General features: G+C 57.6%; 11 protein-coding genes, 2 tRNA genes and 3 rRNA genes. 6 read left to right on the forward strand and 10 right to left on the reverse strand.

The genetic code is table 11. The features are described from left to right. Positions 1–16: 16 nt before the first annotated feature. The 10 genes from FX984_RS27500 to aptA form a co-directional block, all read right to left on the reverse strand. Entirely contained in the window at positions 17–2320 is a 2304-nt protein-coding gene (locus FX984_RS27500; protein ID WP_146478105.1) for a PqiB family protein, read from the reverse strand. Next, positions 2313–2936, reverse strand: coding sequence for a paraquat-inducible protein A (locus tag FX984_RS27505; protein WP_027606959.1), 624 nt, complete (start codon positions 2934–2936; stop codon positions 2313–2315). The genes FX984_RS27500 and FX984_RS27505 overlap by 8 nt, the downstream gene beginning before the upstream one ends. Beyond that, complete coding sequence (locus FX984_RS27510; RefSeq protein WP_027606960.1) at positions 2923–3582, reverse strand: paraquat-inducible protein A; 660 nt, start codon at positions 3580–3582, stop codon at positions 2923–2925. Before FX984_RS27510 ends, FX984_RS27505 begins: the two co-directional genes overlap by 14 nt. 152 nt (positions 3583–3734) lie before the next feature. Then, a 5S ribosomal RNA gene (gene rrf, locus FX984_RS27515) occupies positions 3735–3850 on the reverse strand. Positions 3851–4008: 158 nt separating this feature from the next. Continuing rightward, positions 4009–6900 (reverse strand): 23S ribosomal RNA (locus FX984_RS27520). A gap of 249 nt (positions 6901–7149) precedes the next feature. Continuing rightward, positions 7150–7225 (reverse strand) — tRNA-Ala (locus FX984_RS27525). Between the two features lie 30 nt (positions 7226–7255). Further along, positions 7256–7332 (reverse strand) — tRNA-Ile (locus FX984_RS27530). A gap of 161 nt (positions 7333–7493) precedes the next feature. Then, positions 7494–9030, reverse strand: a 16S ribosomal RNA gene (locus FX984_RS27535). Together the 16S, 23S and 5S rRNA genes with 2 tRNA genes alongside form the textbook arrangement of a ribosomal RNA operon. Positions 9031–9658: 628 nt before the next feature. Further along, on the reverse strand, positions 9659–11152 hold the full coding sequence (locus FX984_RS27545) for a CoA-acylating methylmalonate-semialdehyde dehydrogenase (RefSeq protein ID WP_098480426.1): 1494 nt from the start codon (positions 11150–11152) through the stop codon (positions 9659–9661). Positions 11153–11191: 39 nt separating this feature from the next. Next, on the reverse strand, positions 11192–12541 hold the full coding sequence (gene aptA / locus FX984_RS27550; RefSeq protein ID WP_027607942.1) for an omega-aminotransferase AptA: 1350 nt from the start codon (positions 12539–12541) through the stop codon (positions 11192–11194). A gap of 126 nt (positions 12542–12667) precedes the next feature. On the opposite strand from aptA, the gene FX984_RS27555 reads away from it, so the two are divergent. From FX984_RS27555 to FX984_RS27580, 6 genes are all read left to right on the forward strand, one after another. Continuing rightward, positions 12668–13588, forward strand: a complete 921-nt coding sequence (locus tag FX984_RS27555; protein ID WP_027607943.1) for a LysR family transcriptional regulator — start codon at positions 12668–12670, stop codon at positions 13586–13588. 88 nt (positions 13589–13676) lie between these two features. Beyond that, positions 13677–15071 carry a uracil-xanthine permease family protein gene (locus FX984_RS27560; RefSeq protein ID WP_146478237.1) on the forward strand — a complete coding sequence of 465 codons (1395 nt, stop codon included), beginning with the start codon at positions 13677–13679 and terminating at the stop codon, positions 15069–15071. Positions 15072–15158: 87 nt separating this feature from the next. Further along, the gene (locus tag FX984_RS27565; RefSeq protein ID WP_027607945.1) at positions 15159–15818 is read left to right on the forward strand and encodes a TetR/AcrR family transcriptional regulator; all 660 of its coding nucleotides are present in this window, start codon (positions 15159–15161) and stop codon (positions 15816–15818) included. A 12-nt stretch (positions 15819–15830) separates the two neighbouring features. Beyond that, the gene (locus FX984_RS27570; RefSeq protein ID WP_146478239.1) at positions 15831–16412 is read left to right on the forward strand and encodes an IMPACT family protein; all 582 of its coding nucleotides are present in this window, start codon (positions 15831–15833) and stop codon (positions 16410–16412) included. A gap of 56 nt (positions 16413–16468) precedes the next feature. Then, positions 16469–17155: an SDR family oxidoreductase gene (locus FX984_RS27575; RefSeq protein WP_065940974.1), complete on the forward strand. Its 687-nt coding sequence runs from the start codon at positions 16469–16471 to the stop codon at positions 17153–17155. Between the two features lie 146 nt (positions 17156–17301). After that, positions 17302–18660, forward strand: a complete 1359-nt coding sequence (locus FX984_RS27580; protein ID WP_146478241.1) for an 8-oxoguanine deaminase — start codon at positions 17302–17304, stop codon at positions 18658–18660. The last annotated feature ends 24 nt before the right edge of the window (positions 18661–18684 follow it).

An 18684-nucleotide genomic window follows, 5' to 3' on the forward strand; every position in this document is an offset into this window, starting at 1 on the left:
GCCTTTTTTTGTAGCTTTATTTGCCGAGTGGGATTTTCGGTGCCCAGGTCAGCCATTCCTCTTCGAATTTGTCGAACAGCGGGAAGGTTTGCTGCGGCCGCGCGGCGTTGCCCATGCGCTCGCCGTCTGGCGTGGCAAAGGCGATACCGCCGGCCACCAGCGTCTCCAGGGATTCGGTGCGCACCGTCGCGCCCTTGAACAGACCGAAGTCGAGGCCAAAGCCGCTGGTGTTCCAGAAGCGGCTGCCACTGCGTACCAGCGGTGCGTACTTGGGCTCGATGAGGATGTGGATCAGCACCCGATCGGCGGTCTGGCCCAACTCGTAGCCGGTCACTTTGCCCACGGTGACTTCACGGTAGGTCACCGGTACACCTTCTTTCAACGAGCCACGGCGTGCGGCGCTGAGTGTCAGGCTCAGGCCAGCCTCCTGACGGACAGCTTCAGGGGGTTGGCCCAGTGCGACGAAGCTCTTCTGCGGACCGGCGTTTTTCGCAGCCGGCTGCACCTCGATGTATTGCCCGGTGACCAGGGTTTCCAGGTTGGAGGTTTTCATCAGGCCCAGCTCTGGCTTGACCACCCAGAACTGGCTGCCGACGCGCGCGATGCGGTCCGCTACTTGGGTAATACGTGCACTGAGCAACACCGATTGCATATCGGCACTGAGGTCCACGCTCTCGATCTTACCGACATCCAGGCCTTTGAAACGTACCGGTGTGCCTGGACGCATACCGTCAGCACGCTCGACCTTGATGGTCACCAGGGTGCCATGCTGATTGGCCGCCTCACGGTCGGCAAACAAACGGAAACGTGGAATGCGCTTTTTCAGCGGTACGTTCGGCTGCGGCGTTTCGAAGGCAATACCGCCGGCCATCAGGCTGGCCAGGGACTCACTCTTCACCTGGATACCACCGGTAAGGCCGCCGGTCAGGGTCACGCCGCTGGCATTCCAGAAACGTGTCGAACCGTTAACCAGGTTTTCGTATTCCTTCTCGATATGAACGCCGATCACCAGTTGCTTGTTCTTGCGCGAGAACTGGTAGCTCTGCACCGAGCCGACCTTGACCTGTTTGTAGAGGATCGGGCTGCCGACATCCAGGGAGCCGAGGTTGTCGGTGAACAGCACCATGTGCAGGCCAGGGGAACGCAGGTCCAGCGGCGGCGCCTTTGCGCGGGCGACGAATTCGCGCTGCGGGGCGCTGCCTTTGTCACCAGGACGAATGGCGATGTAATTACCTTTGACCAGGGCTTCCAGGCCGGTAATGCCGGCCAGCGAGATGGAAGGTTTGACCACCCAGAACTGGGTGTCCTGAACCAGGTAGTCTTCGGCCAAGGGGTCGAGGGTCAGCTCGGCGTTGGCGCTGGACAGGTCCGGGTCGATCTTCAAGGTTTTCAGGCTGCCCACCTGAATGCCTTTGTACATCACCGGTGTACGCCCGGCCTGCAGGCCTTCGAAGTCCGTGAGCTTGACCTTGGCCTTGATACCGGCAGCGGCTGCGTCGAAGTCTTCGTACAGGCGGAACGGCAGGCTCGGATCGGTCGGCGGGCTGTCCTTGCGATTCTCCGGCGTGGCGAAGGCAATGCCGCCGGCGACGATACTGGAGAGGGATTCGCTGCGCACCTTCACGCCGGAGAGATTGGCATCGATGCTGATGCCGCTGGCGTTCCAGAAACGGGTGTGTTTGCGCACAAGGTTGGCGTAGGTCGGCTCGATGTAGACCTTGATCTCGACGGTGCTCTGGTCCTCGGAGAGCAAGTAGCTTTTGACCTGGCCGACCTGTATCTGCTTATAGAACACCGGGCTGCCACGGTTGAGCGAGCCGAGGCGGTCGGCCTTGATGGTCAGGTGCAGGCCAGGCTTGGCGTCGGACAAAGGCGGCTCTTCGGAGAGCGCCTTGAATTTGCGTGTGGGCTCACCGTCACCGGGGCTGGCGGCGATGTAGTTACCCGAGACCAGGGTTTCCAGGCCGGTGATACCGGCAAGGCTGACACTGGGCTTGACCAGCCAGAAACGCGTGTTGGTCTTGAGGTATTGCTCGACATCCTTGTTCATCTCGATGGTGGCAATCACCCCGCGATTATTGCCCTCGTCGTCAAGGGCAAGGGTCTTTACCTTACCCACGGACATGCCTTTGTAGACCACTTCGGTTTTGTTGGCCTGGATGCCTTCGCCGCTTTCAAAGCGCACCTGGATCTCAATACCCTGCTGGGAATAGGCACGCCACCCCAGCCAACCGCCGATGATCAAGGCAATCAGGGGAAGAACCCAAATGGCTGACCAGTTGGAGGCCGGGCGGGTTTTAGCTTTAGGCAAATCACTCATGGTCGTCGTCCGACTCCGTGTTATCCCAAATCAGTCGGGGATCAAAAGTTACTGCGGCAAGCATCGTAAGGATCACCACACTGGCGAACGCTGCGGCGCCAAGGTTGGCCTCGACGCTGGCAAGCCGTCCGAAGTTTACGACCGCCACCAGGATGGCGATCACGAAGATATCCAGCATGGACCAGCGGCCAATGAATTCGATAAAGCGGTACATGATAATGCGTTGCTGCGCGGAAAGCGGTTGGTGACGCTGAACCGAGAACAGTAAAAGGCCAATGCCCACCAGCTTGAACGTCGGCACCAGGATGCTGGCGATGAACACCACAGCCGCAATCGGGAACATGCCGTGCTGCACCAGTTGGATGACTCCGGCCATGATGGTGCTGGGCTCGCCCTGGCCGAGGGAATTGACGGTCATGATCGGCAACAGATTGGCGGGGATATACAGAATGGCCGCCGTGATCAGCAAGGCCCAGGTACGGGTGAGGCTGTTGGGGCGACGGGCATGGATCAGCGCACCGCATCGCGTGCAGGTTTGCTCATCGGTGTCAGGCTCTTGTTTGTTCAGCTCGTGGCATTCAGTACAAATCAGAATGCCCGCATCAATCGCCCGCATGATCATCCTCTCCTGACAGTGCTTGCCAGATCTGGTGCGGCGACATCACCACCTCAAGCAGAACCTGAACCATTAATAGGCTGACAAAGCAGACCAGACCCAGGCCGATGGTGATTGAGGCCATGTCGGCGAGTTTCACGATCGCCACCAGTACGCCCATCAAGTAGACCTCCAACATTCCCCAATCTTTCATATGGTGGTAAATGCGGTACAGCAGCAGGCCGTAACTACGGCCGATCTTCCAACGAATACTGAGCAGCACCACCAGTTGGCAAAGCAGCTTGAGCAGCGGAATACCCATGCTGCATAGGAACACCACGGCGGCGACACCTTGCATCCCGGTATCGAATAGACCGACTACGCCACTCCACACAGTGTCCTCTGAGGACTGCCCGAGCAGATTGAGCTGCATGATGGGCAGAAAGTTCGCCGGGACGTACAGCAACAGCGCGGCGAGTACCAGGGCGAGGCTGCGCTCAACGACATTATGGCGGTGAGCGTAGAGTTCATAACCGCAACGCGGGCATTGGGCTTTTTCACCGAGGGCGAGCATGGGTTTGCGCATCAGCAAGTCGCACTCATGGCATGCCACCAAGTTGTCCAGTGGTAAATCCGACACCTCAAGGGCATCAACCGGATCCGGCATAGATAGGGCTCTGACTCTAAAAAAGGTTAGGTGCCTATTCTAGTGGTCTGGTTCAGAAATAACTGTGCAAATTTGTCGTGCATCTTTGCGCACTTTTCGAGCGCCCAAAACAAAACCCCATCTGCTTTCGCAAATGGGGTTTCGCAATTTAATCTTGACGATGACCTACTCTCACATGGGGAAACCCCACACTACCATCGGCGATGCATCGTTTCACTGCTGAGTTCGGGATGGGATCAGGTGGTTCCAATGCTCTATGGTCGTCAAGAAATTCGGGTACTGAGTCGTGGCCGGCTGGCCTCGCTTCAGCAAATTGGGTATGTGACAGCTGTCGGTGCTTTGTGAAATCTCGAACTTTCGGTTCATTGCGTCTTCACACACCGCAATCTGATGCTCTTTCGAGTAGTCAAATTGCTTGGGTGTTATATGGTCAAGCCTCACGGGCAATTAGTATTGGTTAGCTCAACGCCTCACAGCGCTTACACACCCAACCTATCAACGTCGTAGTCTTCGACGGCCCTTCAGGGGACTCAAGGTCCCAGTGAGATCTCATCTTGAGGCTAGTTTCCCGCTTAGATGCTTTCAGCGGTTATCTATTCCGAACATAGCTACCCGGCAATGCCACTGGCGTGACAACCGGAACACCAGAGGTTCGTCCACTCCGGTCCTCTCGTACTAGGAGCAGCCCCTCTCAAATCTCAAACGTCCACGGCAGATAGGGACCGAACTGTCTCACGACGTTCTAAACCCAGCTCGCGTACCACTTTAAATGGCGAACAGCCATACCCTTGGGACCGGCTTCAGCCCCAGGATGTGATGAGCCGACATCGAGGTGCCAAACACCGCCGTCGATATGAACTCTTGGGCGGTATCAGCCTGTTATCCCCGGAGTACCTTTTATCCGTTGAGCGATGGCCCTTCCATACAGAACCACCGGATCACTAAGACCTACTTTCGTACCTGCTCGACGTGTCTGTCTCGCAGTCAAGCGCGCTTTTGCCTTTATACTCTACGACCGATTTCCGACCGGTCTGAGCGCACCTTCGTACTCCTCCGTTACTCTTTAGGAGGAGACCGCCCCAGTCAAACTACCCACCATACACTGTCCTCGATCCGGATAACGGACCTGAGTTAGAACCTCAAAGTTGCCAGGGTGGTATTTCAAGGTTGGCTCCACGCAGACTGGCGTCCACGCTTCAAAGCCTCCCACCTATCCTACACAAGCAAATTCAAAGTCCAGTGCAAAGCTATAGTAAAGGTTCACGGGGTCTTTCCGTCTAGCCGCGGATACACTGCATCTTCACAGCGATTTCAATTTCACTGAGTCTCGGGTGGAGACAGCGCCGCCATCGTTACGCCATTCGTGCAGGTCGGAACTTACCCGACAAGGAATTTCGCTACCTTAGGACCGTTATAGTTACGGCCGCCGTTTACCGGGGCTTCGATCAAGAGCTTCGCGTTAGCTAACCCCATCAATTAACCTTCCGGCACCGGGCAGGCGTCACACCCTATACGTCCACTTTCGTGTTTGCAGAGTGCTGTGTTTTTAATAAACAGTCGCAGCGGCCTGGTATCTTCGACCGGCATGGGCTTACGGAGCAAGTCCTTCACCCTCACCGGCGCACCTTCTCCCGAAGTTACGGTGCCATTTTGCCTAGTTCCTTCACCCGAGTTCTCTCAAGCGCCTTGGTATTCTCTACCCAACCACCTGTGTCGGTTTGGGGTACGGTTCCTGGTTACCTGAAGCTTAGAAGCTTTTCTTGGAAGCATGGCATCAACCACTTCGTTAACTAAAAGTTAACTCGTCATCAGCTCTCGGCCTTAGAATCCCGGATTTACCTAAGATTCCAGCCTACCACCTTAAACTTGGACAACCAACGCCAAGCTGGCCTAGCCTTCTCCGTCCCTCCATCGCAATAACCAGAAGTACAGGAATATTAACCTGTTTTCCATCGACTACGCTTTTCAGCCTCGCCTTAGGGACCGACTAACCCTGCGTCGATTAACGTTGCGCAGGAAACCTTGGTCTTTCGGCGTGGGTGTTTTTCACACCCATTATCGTTACTCATGTCAGCATTCGCACTTCTGATACCTCCAGCAAGCTTCTCAACTCACCTTCACAGGCTTACAGAACGCTCCTCTACCGCATCACTTACGTGATACCCGTAGCTTCGGTGTATGGTTTGAGCCCCGTTACATCTTCCGCGCAGGCCGACTCGACTAGTGAGCTATTACGCTTTCTTTAAAGGGTGGCTGCTTCTAAGCCAACCTCCTAGCTGTCTAAGCCTTCCCACATCGTTTCCCACTTAACCATAACTTTGGGACCTTAGCTGACGGTCTGGGTTGTTTCCCTTTTCACGACGGACGTTAGCACCCGCCGTGTGTCTCCCATGCTCGGCACTTGTAGGTATTCGGAGTTTGCATCGGTTTGGTAAGTCGGGATGACCCCCTAGCCGAAACAGTGCTCTACCCCCTACAGTGATACATGAGGCGCTACCTAAATAGCTTTCGAGGAGAACCAGCTATCTCCGAGCTTGATTAGCCTTTCACTCCGATCCACAGGTCATCCGCTAACTTTTCAACGGTAGTCGGTTCGGTCCTCCAGTTAGTGTTACCCAACCTTCAACCTGCCCATGGATAGATCGCCCGGTTTCGGGTCTATTCCCAGCGACTAGACGCCCTATTAAGACTCGCTTTCGCTACGCCTCCCCTATTCGGTTAAGCTCGCCACTGAAAATAAGTCGCTGACCCATTATACAAAAGGTACGCAGTCACCCAACAAAGTGGGCTCCCACTGCTTGTACGCATACGGTTTCAGGATCTATTTCACTCCCCTCTCCGGGGTTCTTTTCGCCTTTCCCTCACGGTACTAGTTCACTATCGGTCAGTCAGTAGTATTTAGCCTTGGAGGATGGTCCCCCCATATTCAGACAAAGTTTCTCGTGCTCCGTCCTACTCGATTTCATGACTAAGAGATTTTCGCGTACAGGGCTATCACCCACTATGGCCGCACTTTCCAGAGCGTTCCGCTAATCTCAAAGCCACTTAAGGGCTAGTCCCCGTTCGCTCGCCACTACTAAGGGAATCTCGGTTGATTTCTTTTCCTCAGGGTACTTAGATGTTTCAGTTCCCCTGGTTCGCCTCTTGCACCTATGTATTCAGTACAAGATAACCATCTTATGATGGCTGGGTTCCCCCATTCAGACATCTCCGGATCAAAGTCTGTTTGCCGACTCCCCGAAGCTTTTCGCAGGCTACCACGTCTTTCATCGCCTCTGACTGCCAAGGCATCCACCGTATGCGCTTCTTCACTTGACCATATAACCCCAAGCAATCTGGTTATACTGTGAAGACGACATTCGCCGAAAATTCGATCATACTCAATTAAGAGCCACTCACAAATTTTACCTTAGCCTGATCCGTTACCAGTGAAAGTAACGTTCAGTCTATCTTTCTATCACATACCCAAATTTTTAAAGAACGATCTAATCAAAGACTAGAAATCAACATTCACCATCATACTGATGGAATGCTCATTTCTAAGCTTTCATAACGCAGAAGCAGTAGTGGTGGAGCCAAACGGGATCGAACCGTTGACCTCCTGCGTGCAAGGCAGGCGCTCTCCCAGCTGAGCTATGGCCCCGTATTTCTACAGGCGTTTCCCACACAAAATTGGTGGGTCTGGGCAGATTCGAACTGCCGACCTCACCCTTATCAGGGGTGCGCTCTAACCAACTGAGCTACAGACCCAATTTCGAGCTGCTAAGGCCGACCTCACCCTGCTCTTTACCACAAAGCATGGGGTGCGCTCTAACCAACTAAGCTACAACCCTTTAGGCTGCTTCTTATCGTCTTCTTCAATGAATCAAGCAATTCGTGTGGGAACTTATGGAGCAGCTGATGTCGTCGATTAAGGAGGTGATCCAGCCGCAGGTTCCCCTACGGCTACCTTGTTACGACTTCACCCCAGTCATGAATCACACCGTGGTAACCGTCCTCCCGAAGGTTAGACTAGCTACTTCTGGTGCAACCCACTCCCATGGTGTGACGGGCGGTGTGTACAAGGCCCGGGAACGTATTCACCGCGACATTCTGATTCGCGATTACTAGCGATTCCGACTTCACGCAGTCGAGTTGCAGACTGCGATCCGGACTACGATCGGTTTTCTGGGATTAGCTCCACCTCGCGGCTTGGCAACCCTCTGTACCGACCATTGTAGCACGTGTGTAGCCCAGGCCGTAAGGGCCATGATGACTTGACGTCATCCCCACCTTCCTCCGGTTTGTCACCGGCAGTCTCCTTAGAGTGCCCACCATAACGTGCTGGTAACTAAGGACAAGGGTTGCGCTCGTTACGGGACTTAACCCAACATCTCACGACACGAGCTGACGACAGCCATGCAGCACCTGTCTCAATGTTCCCGAAGGCACCCATCCATCTCTGGAAAGTTCATTGGATGTCAAGGCCTGGTAAGGTTCTTCGCGTTGCTTCGAATTAAACCACATGCTCCACCGCTTGTGCGGGCCCCCGTCAATTCATTTGAGTTTTAACCTTGCGGCCGTACTCCCCAGGCGGTCAACTTAATGCGTTAGCTGCGCCACTAAGAGCTCAAGGCTCCCAACGGCTAGTTGACATCGTTTACGGCGTGGACTACCAGGGTATCTAATCCTGTTTGCTCCCCACGCTTTCGCACCTCAGTGTCAGTATCAGTCCAGGTGGTCGCCTTCGCCACTGGTGTTCCTTCCTATATCTACGCATTTCACCGCTACACAGGAAATTCCACCACCCTCTACCATACTCTAGTCAGTCAGTTTTGAATGCAGTTCCCAGGTTGAGCCCGGGGATTTCACATCCAACTTAACAAACCACCTACGCGCGCTTTACGCCCAGTAATTCCGATTAACGCTTGCACCCTCTGTATTACCGCGGCTGCTGGCACAGAGTTAGCCGGTGCTTATTCTGTCGGTAACGTCAAAACCATCACGTATTAGGTAATGGCCCTTCCTCCCAACTTAAAGTGCTTTACAATCCGAAGACCTTCTTCACACACGCGGCATGGCTGGATCAGGCTTTCGCCCATTGTCCAATATTCCCCACTGCTGCCTCCCGTAGGAGTCTGGACCGTGTCTCAGTTCCAGTGTGACTGATCATCCTCTCAGACCAGTTACGGATCGTCGCCTTGGTGAGCCATTACCCCACCAACTAGCTAATCCGACCTAGGCTCATCTGATAGCGCAAGGCCCGAAGGTCCCCTGCTTTCTCCCGTAGGACGTATGCGGTATTAGCGTCCGTTTCCGAACGTTATCCCCCACTACCAGGCAGATTCCTAGGCATTACTCACCCGTCCGCCGCTCTCAAGAGAAGCAAGCTTCTCTCTACCGCTCGACTTGCATGTGTTAGGCCTGCCGCCAGCGTTCAATCTGAGCCATGATCAAACTCTTCAGTTCAAACATCTTTGGGTTTTTAAGAAACCCTAAACTTGGCTCAGCAATCGTTGGTTACATCTTTGATTTCTCGCGGAGTAACTTGTGATGCTGATAATCTTGTTGACTATCAGTCTGACTCCACAAGCACCCACACGAATTGCTTGATTCAGTTGTTAAAGAGCGGTTGGTTAAGAGCTTTCGTCTCAACCGAGGCGCGCATTCTACAGCAGCCTCATTTGCTGTCAAGTGATTATTTTCAGAAGCTTTCGAAGATTTCTTCAACAACTTCAACCACTTGCGCTTACGATCTCTCGTCAGCGGGAGGCGAATTCTACAGCGTTACACGCTGCTGTCAACACCTCTTTTTCTCCGCTTTCGACCAAGAAGATCGAATCGTTAATAGCGCCAAACAACACGACTCTACCAACGCCTTCTGGGCTTCGATGAACTGAAGCAATCCGCTGTCTTATTCTGCATAACTCGTTGTTTACCAAGGAGTTTTACGTTTCGACTGCGCCGGAAGTGGGGCGAATTATAGACGTCCAGGATCTGCCGTCAACCTTCTTTTTCATCTTTCTGTCATATAAGTCAAAAACGCCCAAAAACGCAAAAGCCGGCCCCAAGGAGCCGGCCTTCTGCTTACTGAGCCTTACAGACTAGGGAAAGCGAATTGCGACGCTTCATGGCTGGCCCGTTGCGGCCAACGCTGGGTGATCGCCTTGCGGCGGGTGTAGAAACGCACCCCATCCGGCCCATAGGCGTGCAAGTCGCCAAACAACGAACGCTTCCAGCCACCAAAGCTGTGATACGCCACCGGTACTGGCAATGGAACATTCACACCGACCATACCCACTTCAATTTCGTCACAGAACAGACGCGCCGCTTCCCCGTCACGGGTGAAGATGCACGTACCGTTGCCATACTCGTGATCGTTGATCAGTTGCATCGCCGCCTCCAGGCTGCTCACCCGGACCACGCACAATACCGGCCCGAAGATCTCTTCCTTATAGATGCGCATCTCCGGCGTCACACGGTCGAACAAACTGCCCCCCAGGAAGAAGCCGTCTTCATTCCCGGCAATACTCAGTCCACGACCATCAACCACCAACTCCGCACCAGACGCAACACCGTCTTGTATATAGCCGCTGACCTTATCCCGCGCCTGGCCCGTCACCAGTGGCCCCATATCCAGCCCACAGGTAGTGCCCGCACCGATCTTCAGCGCCTTGATCTGCGGCACCAGCTTGGCGATCAACGCATCCGCCACCTGATCACCGACGCACACCGCCACCGAGATCGCCATGCAGCGTTCGCCGCAGGAACCATAGGCCGCGCCCATCAAAGCACTGACCGCGTTATCCAGGTCAGCATCCGGCATCAGCACCGCATGGTTCTTCGCCCCACCCAACGCCTGTACGCGCTTACCACGCTTGGTCGCTTCGGAATAGATGTACTCGGCAATCGGCGTCGACCCCACAAAACTCAGGGCCCTGACTTCCGGCGCCTCGATCAACGCATCCACCGCGCCCTTGTCGCCGTGCACAACACTCAGCACACCTTTGGGAAGACCGGCCTCCTGCAGCAGTTGCGCGATCAACAGCGTCGAACTCGGATCACGCTCCGAAGGCTTGAGGATGAAACAGTTACCGCAAACAATCGCCAGCGGATACATCCACAGCGGCACCATCGCCGGGAAGTTGAATGGGGTAATACCCGCCACCACGCCCAACGGCTGGAAATCAGACCAGGCATCAATATTCGGCCCAACATTGCGGCTGTACTCGCCCTTGAGAATCTCCGGCGCCGAGCACGCATACTCCACGTTCTCGATCCCGCGCTTGAGTTCGCCGGCGGCGTCTTCCAGCGTCTTGCCGTGCTCTTCACTGATCAGCTGCGAGATGCGTGCTTCGTTCTGCTCCAGCAATTGCTTGAACCGGAACATGACCTGGGCGCGCTTGGCCGCCGGCGTGCTGCGCCAAGCCGGAAAGGCCGCCTTGGCCGAGTCGATAGCACGTTGAATGGTTTCGCGGCTGGCCAATGGCACCTGGTGAATCACCTGGCCGGTGGACGGGTTATACACATCGGCAGTACGGCCGGACTCACTGACCAACTCACCGTTGATCAAATGCTGGATAAGGCTCATACAGGGCTCCTGAAAAGTTGTTCTATATAGAAGGAGAAATCAGTCGATCTTGTTCAGCACTTCGCCGACCGCATCGAACAGACGATCCAGGTCCTGCGGTTTGCTGTTGAAGGTTGGCCCGAACTGCAGCGTGTCACCGCCAAAGCGCACATAGAAGCCCGCTTTCCACAGAGCCATGCCGGCCTCGAATGGACGCACGATGGCATCACCGTCACGCGGCGCAATCTGAATCGCACCGGCCAGGCCGTAGTTACGGATGTCGATCACGTTCTTGCTGCCCTTCAGGCCGTGCAGCGCATTCTCAAAGTGCGGGGCGACTTCGGCCACGCTCTGCACCAGGTTTTCCTTCTGCAGCAGGTCCAATGCGGCCAGCCCTGCCGCGCAGGCAACCGGATGCGCCGAGTAGGTGTAGCCGTGGGGGAATTCCACAGCGTACTCAGGCGTCGCCTGATTCATGAAAGTCTGATAGATCTCGCTGCTGGCAATCACCGCGCCCATGGGGATCGCGCCGTTGGTGACTTGCTTGGCGATGCACATCAGGTCCGGGGTCACGCCGAAGCTATCAGCGCCAAACATCGAACCGGTACGACCGAAGCCCGTGATCACTTCGTCGAATACCAACAGAATGTTGTGCTGGTCGCAGATCTCACGCAGGCGCTTGAGGTAACCCTGTGGCGGCACCAGCACGCCAGCGGAGCCGGCCATCGGCTCGACAAACACCGCGGCGATGTTCGACGCGTCGTGCAGTTCGATCAGTTTGAGCAACTCATCGGCCAAGGCGATACCGCCCTGCTCCGGCATGCCCCGGGAGAACGCATTGCTCGCCAGCAGGGTATGCGGAAGATGATCAACATCCATCATCGCCTGACCAAACATCTTGCGGTTGCCGTTGACGCCGCCCAGGCTGGTACCGGCGATGTTCACACCGTGATAACCACGGGCGCGACCGATCATCTTGGTCTTGGTGGCCTGGCCCTTCAGGCGCCAGTAGGCACGCACCATCTTCACCGCGGTATCGGCACACTCGGAACCGGAGTCGGTGAAGAACACGTGATTCAGGTTGCCTGGGGTCAAATCGGTAATTTTTTCCGCCAGCTGGAAGGACAGTGGATGGCCGTACTGGAAGCCTGGGGAGTAGTCCAGCGTGCCCAGTTGCTTGGCGACCGCCTCCTGGATTTCCTTGCGCGTATGCCCGGCGCCACAGGTCCACAGGCCCGACAACGAGTCGTAGACCTTGCGCCCCTTGTCATCGGTCAACCAGCTGCCTTCGGCGGCCACGATCAGGCGCGGGTCACGCTGAAAGTTACGGTTGGCGGTGTAAGGCATCCAGTGCGCGTCCAACTTCAGTTGGCTGGCCAGGGACGATGGGGCGTTTTCGGGCATGTTCATCAGCAAAGCCTCGCAGGGCAACAGGCAGCGTCGGGATTGAAAAAGCGTTGTTGCAGCTAAATTGCCACGGGGATAAAGTCGGTGAAATCCAACTCTTCTAACCTTCAGTCAGGTCTTCACTAAACTATGAGCAGCCGTCGACCCGATCCCCTGGCCCAAGTGAGCGACTTCGATATTCGCCTGCTGCGCATCTTTCGCAGCGTCGTGGAGTGCGGCGGCTTCTCGGCGGCGGAAACCGTGCTCGGCATCGGCCGCTCCGCCATCAGCCAGCAAATGAGCGATCTTGAGCAGCGGCTCGGATTAAGACTTTGCCAACGTGGCCGTGCCGGTTTCTCGCTGACCGAAGAAGGCCGGGAGGTCTACCAATCGGCCCTGCAACTATTAAGCGCCCTGGAAAGTTTCCGCACCGAGGTCAACGGCCTGCACCAGCACTTGCGCGGCGAGTTGATCATCGGCCTCACCGACAACCTGGTCACGCTGCCCCACATGCGCATCACCCACGCCCTGGCGCAGTTGAAGGAACGCGGGCCGGACGTACAGATCCAGATCCGCATGATCGCCCCCAATGAGGTCGAACAAGGCGTACTCGACGGCCGCCTGCATGTCGGTGTGGTGCCCCAGGCCAGCGCCCTGTCCGGCCTGGAGTACCAAGCGCTGTACAGCGAACGCTCACTGCTTTACTGCGCGGTTGGCCACCCCCTGTTTTATGCCGACGACAAGCAACTGGGCGACGAGCGCATCGACGCCCAGGACGCCATCGCCCCCACCTTCCGCCTGCCCGCCGAGATCCAGGCCCACTACCAGGCGCTCAACTGCACCGCCAGCGCCTCGGACCGCGAAGGCATGGCATTCCTGATTCTCACCGGTCGCTACATCGGTTACTTGCCCGACCACTACGCCAGCCTATGGGTGCAACAAGGCCGACTGCGCGCGCTGAAACCGGCTACGCGCTTTTACGATTTAAGCCTGGCATCGGTCACGCGCAAAGGCCGTCGCCCTCATTTGGTGCTGGAAAGCTTCCTGGAAAGCCTGGCGGCAACGCGCTAACGCGGGCCTTACGTAAAAAGCTGAGCACCTGGACAGCTTTTTGCAAGGACACGAGGACCTAGAACCATCCGCCTCGAGTTTGCTTGCCATGCCACCAGAATCCTCCAGCCCCAGCGACCTGATCTACGGCCTCAATGACCGCCCCAAACCCGCTCCTGCATTGCTGGCCGCACTGCAACATGTGCTGGCCGCCTTTGTCGGCATCATCACGCCACCGCTGATCATCGGCTCCACATTGGGCCTGACCGCACACTTGCCCTACCTGATCAGCATGGCGTTGATGGTGTCCGGCGTCGGCACATTCATTCAGGCCCGTAGGCCATTTGGGATCGGTGCCGGAATGATCTGCCTGCAAGGCACCAGCTTTGCGTTTCTCGGCGCGGTGCTGTCGGCCGGCTTTCTGGTCAAGCAACGCGGCGGCAGTCCGGAAGACATCATGGCGATGATCTTCGGCGTGTGCTTTTTCGGCGCTGCCGTGCAGATCATTCTCAGCCGCTTTATTGGTCAACTGCGCCGAGTGATCACACCGCTGGTGACCGGGATTGTCATTACCCTGATCGGCATCAGCCTGATCAAGGTCGGTATCACCGACCTGGGCGGTGGTTTCAACGCACCGGACTTCGGCGCACCGACCAACCTTGCGTTGGGCCTGTTCGTGGTGCTGACAATCATCTTGCTCAACCGCTCCAACACACCCTGGGTGCGGCTCTCGGCAATCATCATCGGCCTGGCCCTCGGCAGCCTCGCCGCCTGGTTCAGCGGCAAGCTGGTGCCCCAGGCCCTGGGCGACTTGCCTTTGGTCAGCCTGCCGATCCCGTTTCGATTCGGCTTCAACTTCGACTGGAGCGCCTTCCTGCCTATCGCGCTGATTTATCTGATCAGCAGCATCGAAACTGTCGGCGACCTCACCGCCAACTGCATGATCGCGCGCCAGCCCATCAGCGGCCCTTCCTATATAAGCCGGCTCAAAGGCGGCGTCCTCGGCGATGGCGTCAGTTGCATGATCGCCGCCACGTTCAGCGCTTTCCCCAACACCACTTTTGCCCAGAACAACGGCGTGATCCAACTGACCGGCGTGGCCAGCCGCTACGTCGGCCTGTACATCGGCGTGGTGCTGTTCTGCCTGGGTTTGTTCCCGCTGATCGGTGCCGTGCTGCAACAAATCCCCAAGCCCGTGTTGGGCGGCGCAACCCTGGTGATGTTCGGCAGTGTGGCCGCCGCCGGCGTACGCATCCTCGCCCAGGCACCACTGGACCGTCGCAGCATGCTGATCATCGCCACCTCGTTCGGCGTCGGCCTGGGCATCGCCGCTCAACCGAACCTGCTGCACCTGATGCCGACCCTGGTGCAGAACCTGTTCGACTCGGCCATCACCAGCGGTGGCCTGACCGCGATCGTGTTGTGCCTGTTACTGCCGGAATCCAAGGTGCCCGCTCCTGCCGCAAACCAGGCGCAGGAAAGCGACACCCTGGAACCGCTTTGACGGTTTTATTGCATCGGGACTTGTCTGGGGCTTGAGGGTGGGTTATCTGTGCACACGTCGTCTCTATCGATCAGCACGGAAACCTCCATGAGCCTCGAAGTTCCTGCCCACAGCAACCACGCCGGTAAGCCCGCCAGCCGCATTCGGCAAAAGAACGAACAAGCGATTCTCCAGGCTGCTGAAGATGAGTTCGCGCGCCATGGCTACAAGGGCACCAGCATGAACACCATCGCTGCCAGCGCCGGGCTGCCCAAGGCCAACTTGCACTACTACTTCACCAACAAGCTGGGCCTGTATATCGCAGTGCTCAGCAATATCCTCGAACTGTGGGACAGCACCTTCAACACGCTGACCGCCGAGGACGACCCGGCCGTGGCCCTCTCCCGCTACATCCGCACCAAGATGGAGTTTTCGCGGCGCCAGCCCCAGGCCTCGCGGATCTTCGCCATGGAAATCATCAGCGGCGGCGAATGCCTGACCGAATACTTCAGCCAGGATTACCGCGCCTGGTTCAGTGGGCGGGCGGCGGTGTTCCAGGCCTGGATCGACGCCGGCAAGATGGACCCCATCGACCCCGTGCACCTGATCTTCCTGTTGTGGGGCAGCACCCAGCATTACGCCGACTTCGCCACCCAGATCTGCCGCGTCACCGGTCGCACCAAGCTGACCAAGCAGGATATGGAAGACGCCGGCACCAACCTGATCCACATCATTCTCAAGGGCTGCGGCATCAAGCCGGCCCTCTAGACGAAGCCACTTATGTCTTTCACGCTCACCGGCCTTTGCGAGTTCCGCGAAGAAATTCGCAAAAGCCGCTTCATTACCCTGGCCGCACCGATCACCAGCCCGCAAGAAGCCCAGGCATTTTTCGAGCAGCACAGCGACCTTAACGCCACGCACAACTGCTGGGCCTGGAAGCTGGCCGATCAATACCGCAGCAGTGACGACGGCGAACCCGGCGGGACCGCAGGGCGGCCCATCCTGGCGGCCATCGAGGCCCAAGGTTTCGATCAGGTCGCGGTGCTGGTGATTCGCTGGTATGGCGGCATACAACTCGGTACCGGCGGCCTGGCCCGCGCTTATGGCGGCGGTGCGAACAAGTGCCTGCAAAATGCCGAGCGCATCGAACTGATCAGCCGCGTGCCGCTGAGTTGCGCCTGCGGATTCTCCGAGCTGAACCTGGTCAAATTGCGCGTCGCCGAGTTGGACGGGCTGGTGCTGGAAGAAACCTTCACCGCCAATGGCGTGGAGTTACAACTGGCCCTGGGCGAAGCCCACATCGACACCCTGCAAACCCAGCTCGCCGACCTGAGCCGTGGGCGCATCCTGCTGCAACGCTGAAACTGCTAATGTTGTTCGCTGAACACCCTGAACCGCGACTTTTAAAGGAAGCCTTCATGTCTACGCCAAAAACCGCACTGATCATCGGCGCCTCACGCGGCCTGGGCCTCGGCCTGGTCAAGCAATTGCTCCAGGACGGCTGGGACGTGACCGCCACCGTGCGTGACCCGAACAAGGCCGATGCCCTGAAAGCCGTGGGCCCGGTACAGATCGAGAAACTCGACATGGATGATCAGCAAGCCGTGATCGCCCTGAACCAACGCCTCAAGGACCGCACCTTCGACCTGTTGTTCGTCAACGCAGGCGTCAAGGGCCCTGCCAATCAAGAACCTGGCCATGCCACCCTGGCGGAAGTCGGCCAGCTGTTCTTCACCAACGCTGTGGCGCCGATCAACCTGGCCCAGCGCTTTGTCGGGCAGATCCGCAAGGACAGCGGCGTGCTGGCGTTCATGAGTTCAGTACTGGGCAGCGTGACCATCCCCGATGGCTCGGACCTGGCGCTGTACAAGGCCAGCAAGGCCGCACTCAACTCCATGACCAACAGCTTCATTACCCAACTGGGCGATCACAAACTTACCGTGCTGTCGCTGCACCCGGGCTGGGTGAAGACTGACATGGGCGGCGAAAACGCGCACATCGATGTCGACACCAGCGTGCGCGGCCTGGTAGACCAGGTGAACGCCTACACCGGCAAGGGCGGCCATCACTTCGTGGACTACAAGGGCGACACCATCGCCTGGTAAGCCGCACAGGGTCGTTATCGAGCGATTGCCGTCGATAACGATCCGCGCGTAGACTGCGCACCTCGCCCTCACCGGCGACCCTGGATCAGCAGACAGGGCATCACTGAGCTGGCAAACCTGAACCCATCATTCAGAGGAGCCGGCCAATGCCTGCGACCCGTATCTGGTTAAAAAACCCCCTCGCGATTTTCACCGCCAACGGCCTCGACGCCCGTGGCGGCCTGGTGCTGCAGGACGGCGTGATCGCCGAAGTGCTGGCACAGGGTCAGGAACCCGCACTGCCCTGCGCCCACGTATTCGATGCGCGTGAGCATGTGGTCCTGCCCGGGCTGATCAACACCCACCATCACTTCTATCAGACCCTGACCCGCGCCTGGGCGCCGGTAGTCAATCAGCCGTTGTTTCCCTGGTTGAAAACCCTGTACCCGGTCTGGGCGCGACTGACTCCGGAAAAACTCGCCCTGGCGTCGAAGGTGGCGCTCGTGGAGTTGCTGCTCTCGGGCTGCACCACGGCGGCAGACCATCACTATCTGTTCCCCGATGGCCTGGAAAACGCCATCGATGTACAAGTCGACAGCGTGCGCGAACTGGGCATGCGCGCCATGCTCACCCGCGGCTCCATGAGCCTGGGCGAAGCCGACGGCGGCCTGCCACCGCAACAGACCGTGCAACAGGGCCAGGTCATCCTTGACGACAGCCAGCGCCTGATCCGCGAATACCATCAACGCGGCGACGGCGCGTACATCCAGATTGCCCTGGCGCCCTGCTCACCGTTTTCCGTCACCCCGCAAATAATGCAAGCCAGCGCCGAACTGGCCAACAGCCTGGATGTGCGCCTGCACACCCACCTGGCCGAAACCCTCGACGAAGAAGATTTCTGCCTGCAGCGCTTCGGCCTGCGCACGGTGGATTACCTGGACAGCGTCGGCTGGCTCGGCCCGCGCACCTGGCTGGCCCATGGCATTCACTTCAACCCGGATGAAATTGCGCGCCTGGGCGCCGCCGGTACGGGCATCTGTCATTGCCCAAGCTCAAATATGCGCCTGGCCTCCGGCATCTGCCCGACCCTGGACCTGATCGCTGCCGGCGCCCCCATCGGCCTGGGTGTGGACGGTTCTGCCTCCAACGACGCGTCAAATATGATCCTCGAAACCCGCCAGGCCCTGTACATTCAGCGCCTGCGTTACGGCGCCGAAAAGATCACCCCCGAAGGCGTGCTGGGTTGGGCGACCAAGGGGTCGGCGCAGCTACTGGGGCGTACGGATATCGGTGAACTGGCCGTAGGCAAACAGGCCGACCTGGCACTGTTCAAACTGGATGAACTGCGTTTCTCCGGCAGCCACGATCCGATCTCCGCATTGCTGCTGTGCGGCGCGGATCGGGCGGACCGGGTGATGATCGGCGGCAAATGGCGGGTTATCAACGGACAGGTGGAAGGCCTGGACCTGAAAGGCTTGATCGCCGATCACAGCCAGGCGGCACGGCGGCTAATCGCCGGAACCTAAACCAGACACCGCTCGACATGTGGG

Origin of the sequence: Pseudomonas marginalis, assembly GCF_008692035.1 — a bacterium.
GTDB lineage: Bacteria > Pseudomonadota > Gammaproteobacteria > Pseudomonadales > Pseudomonadaceae > Aquipseudomonas > Aquipseudomonas marginalis.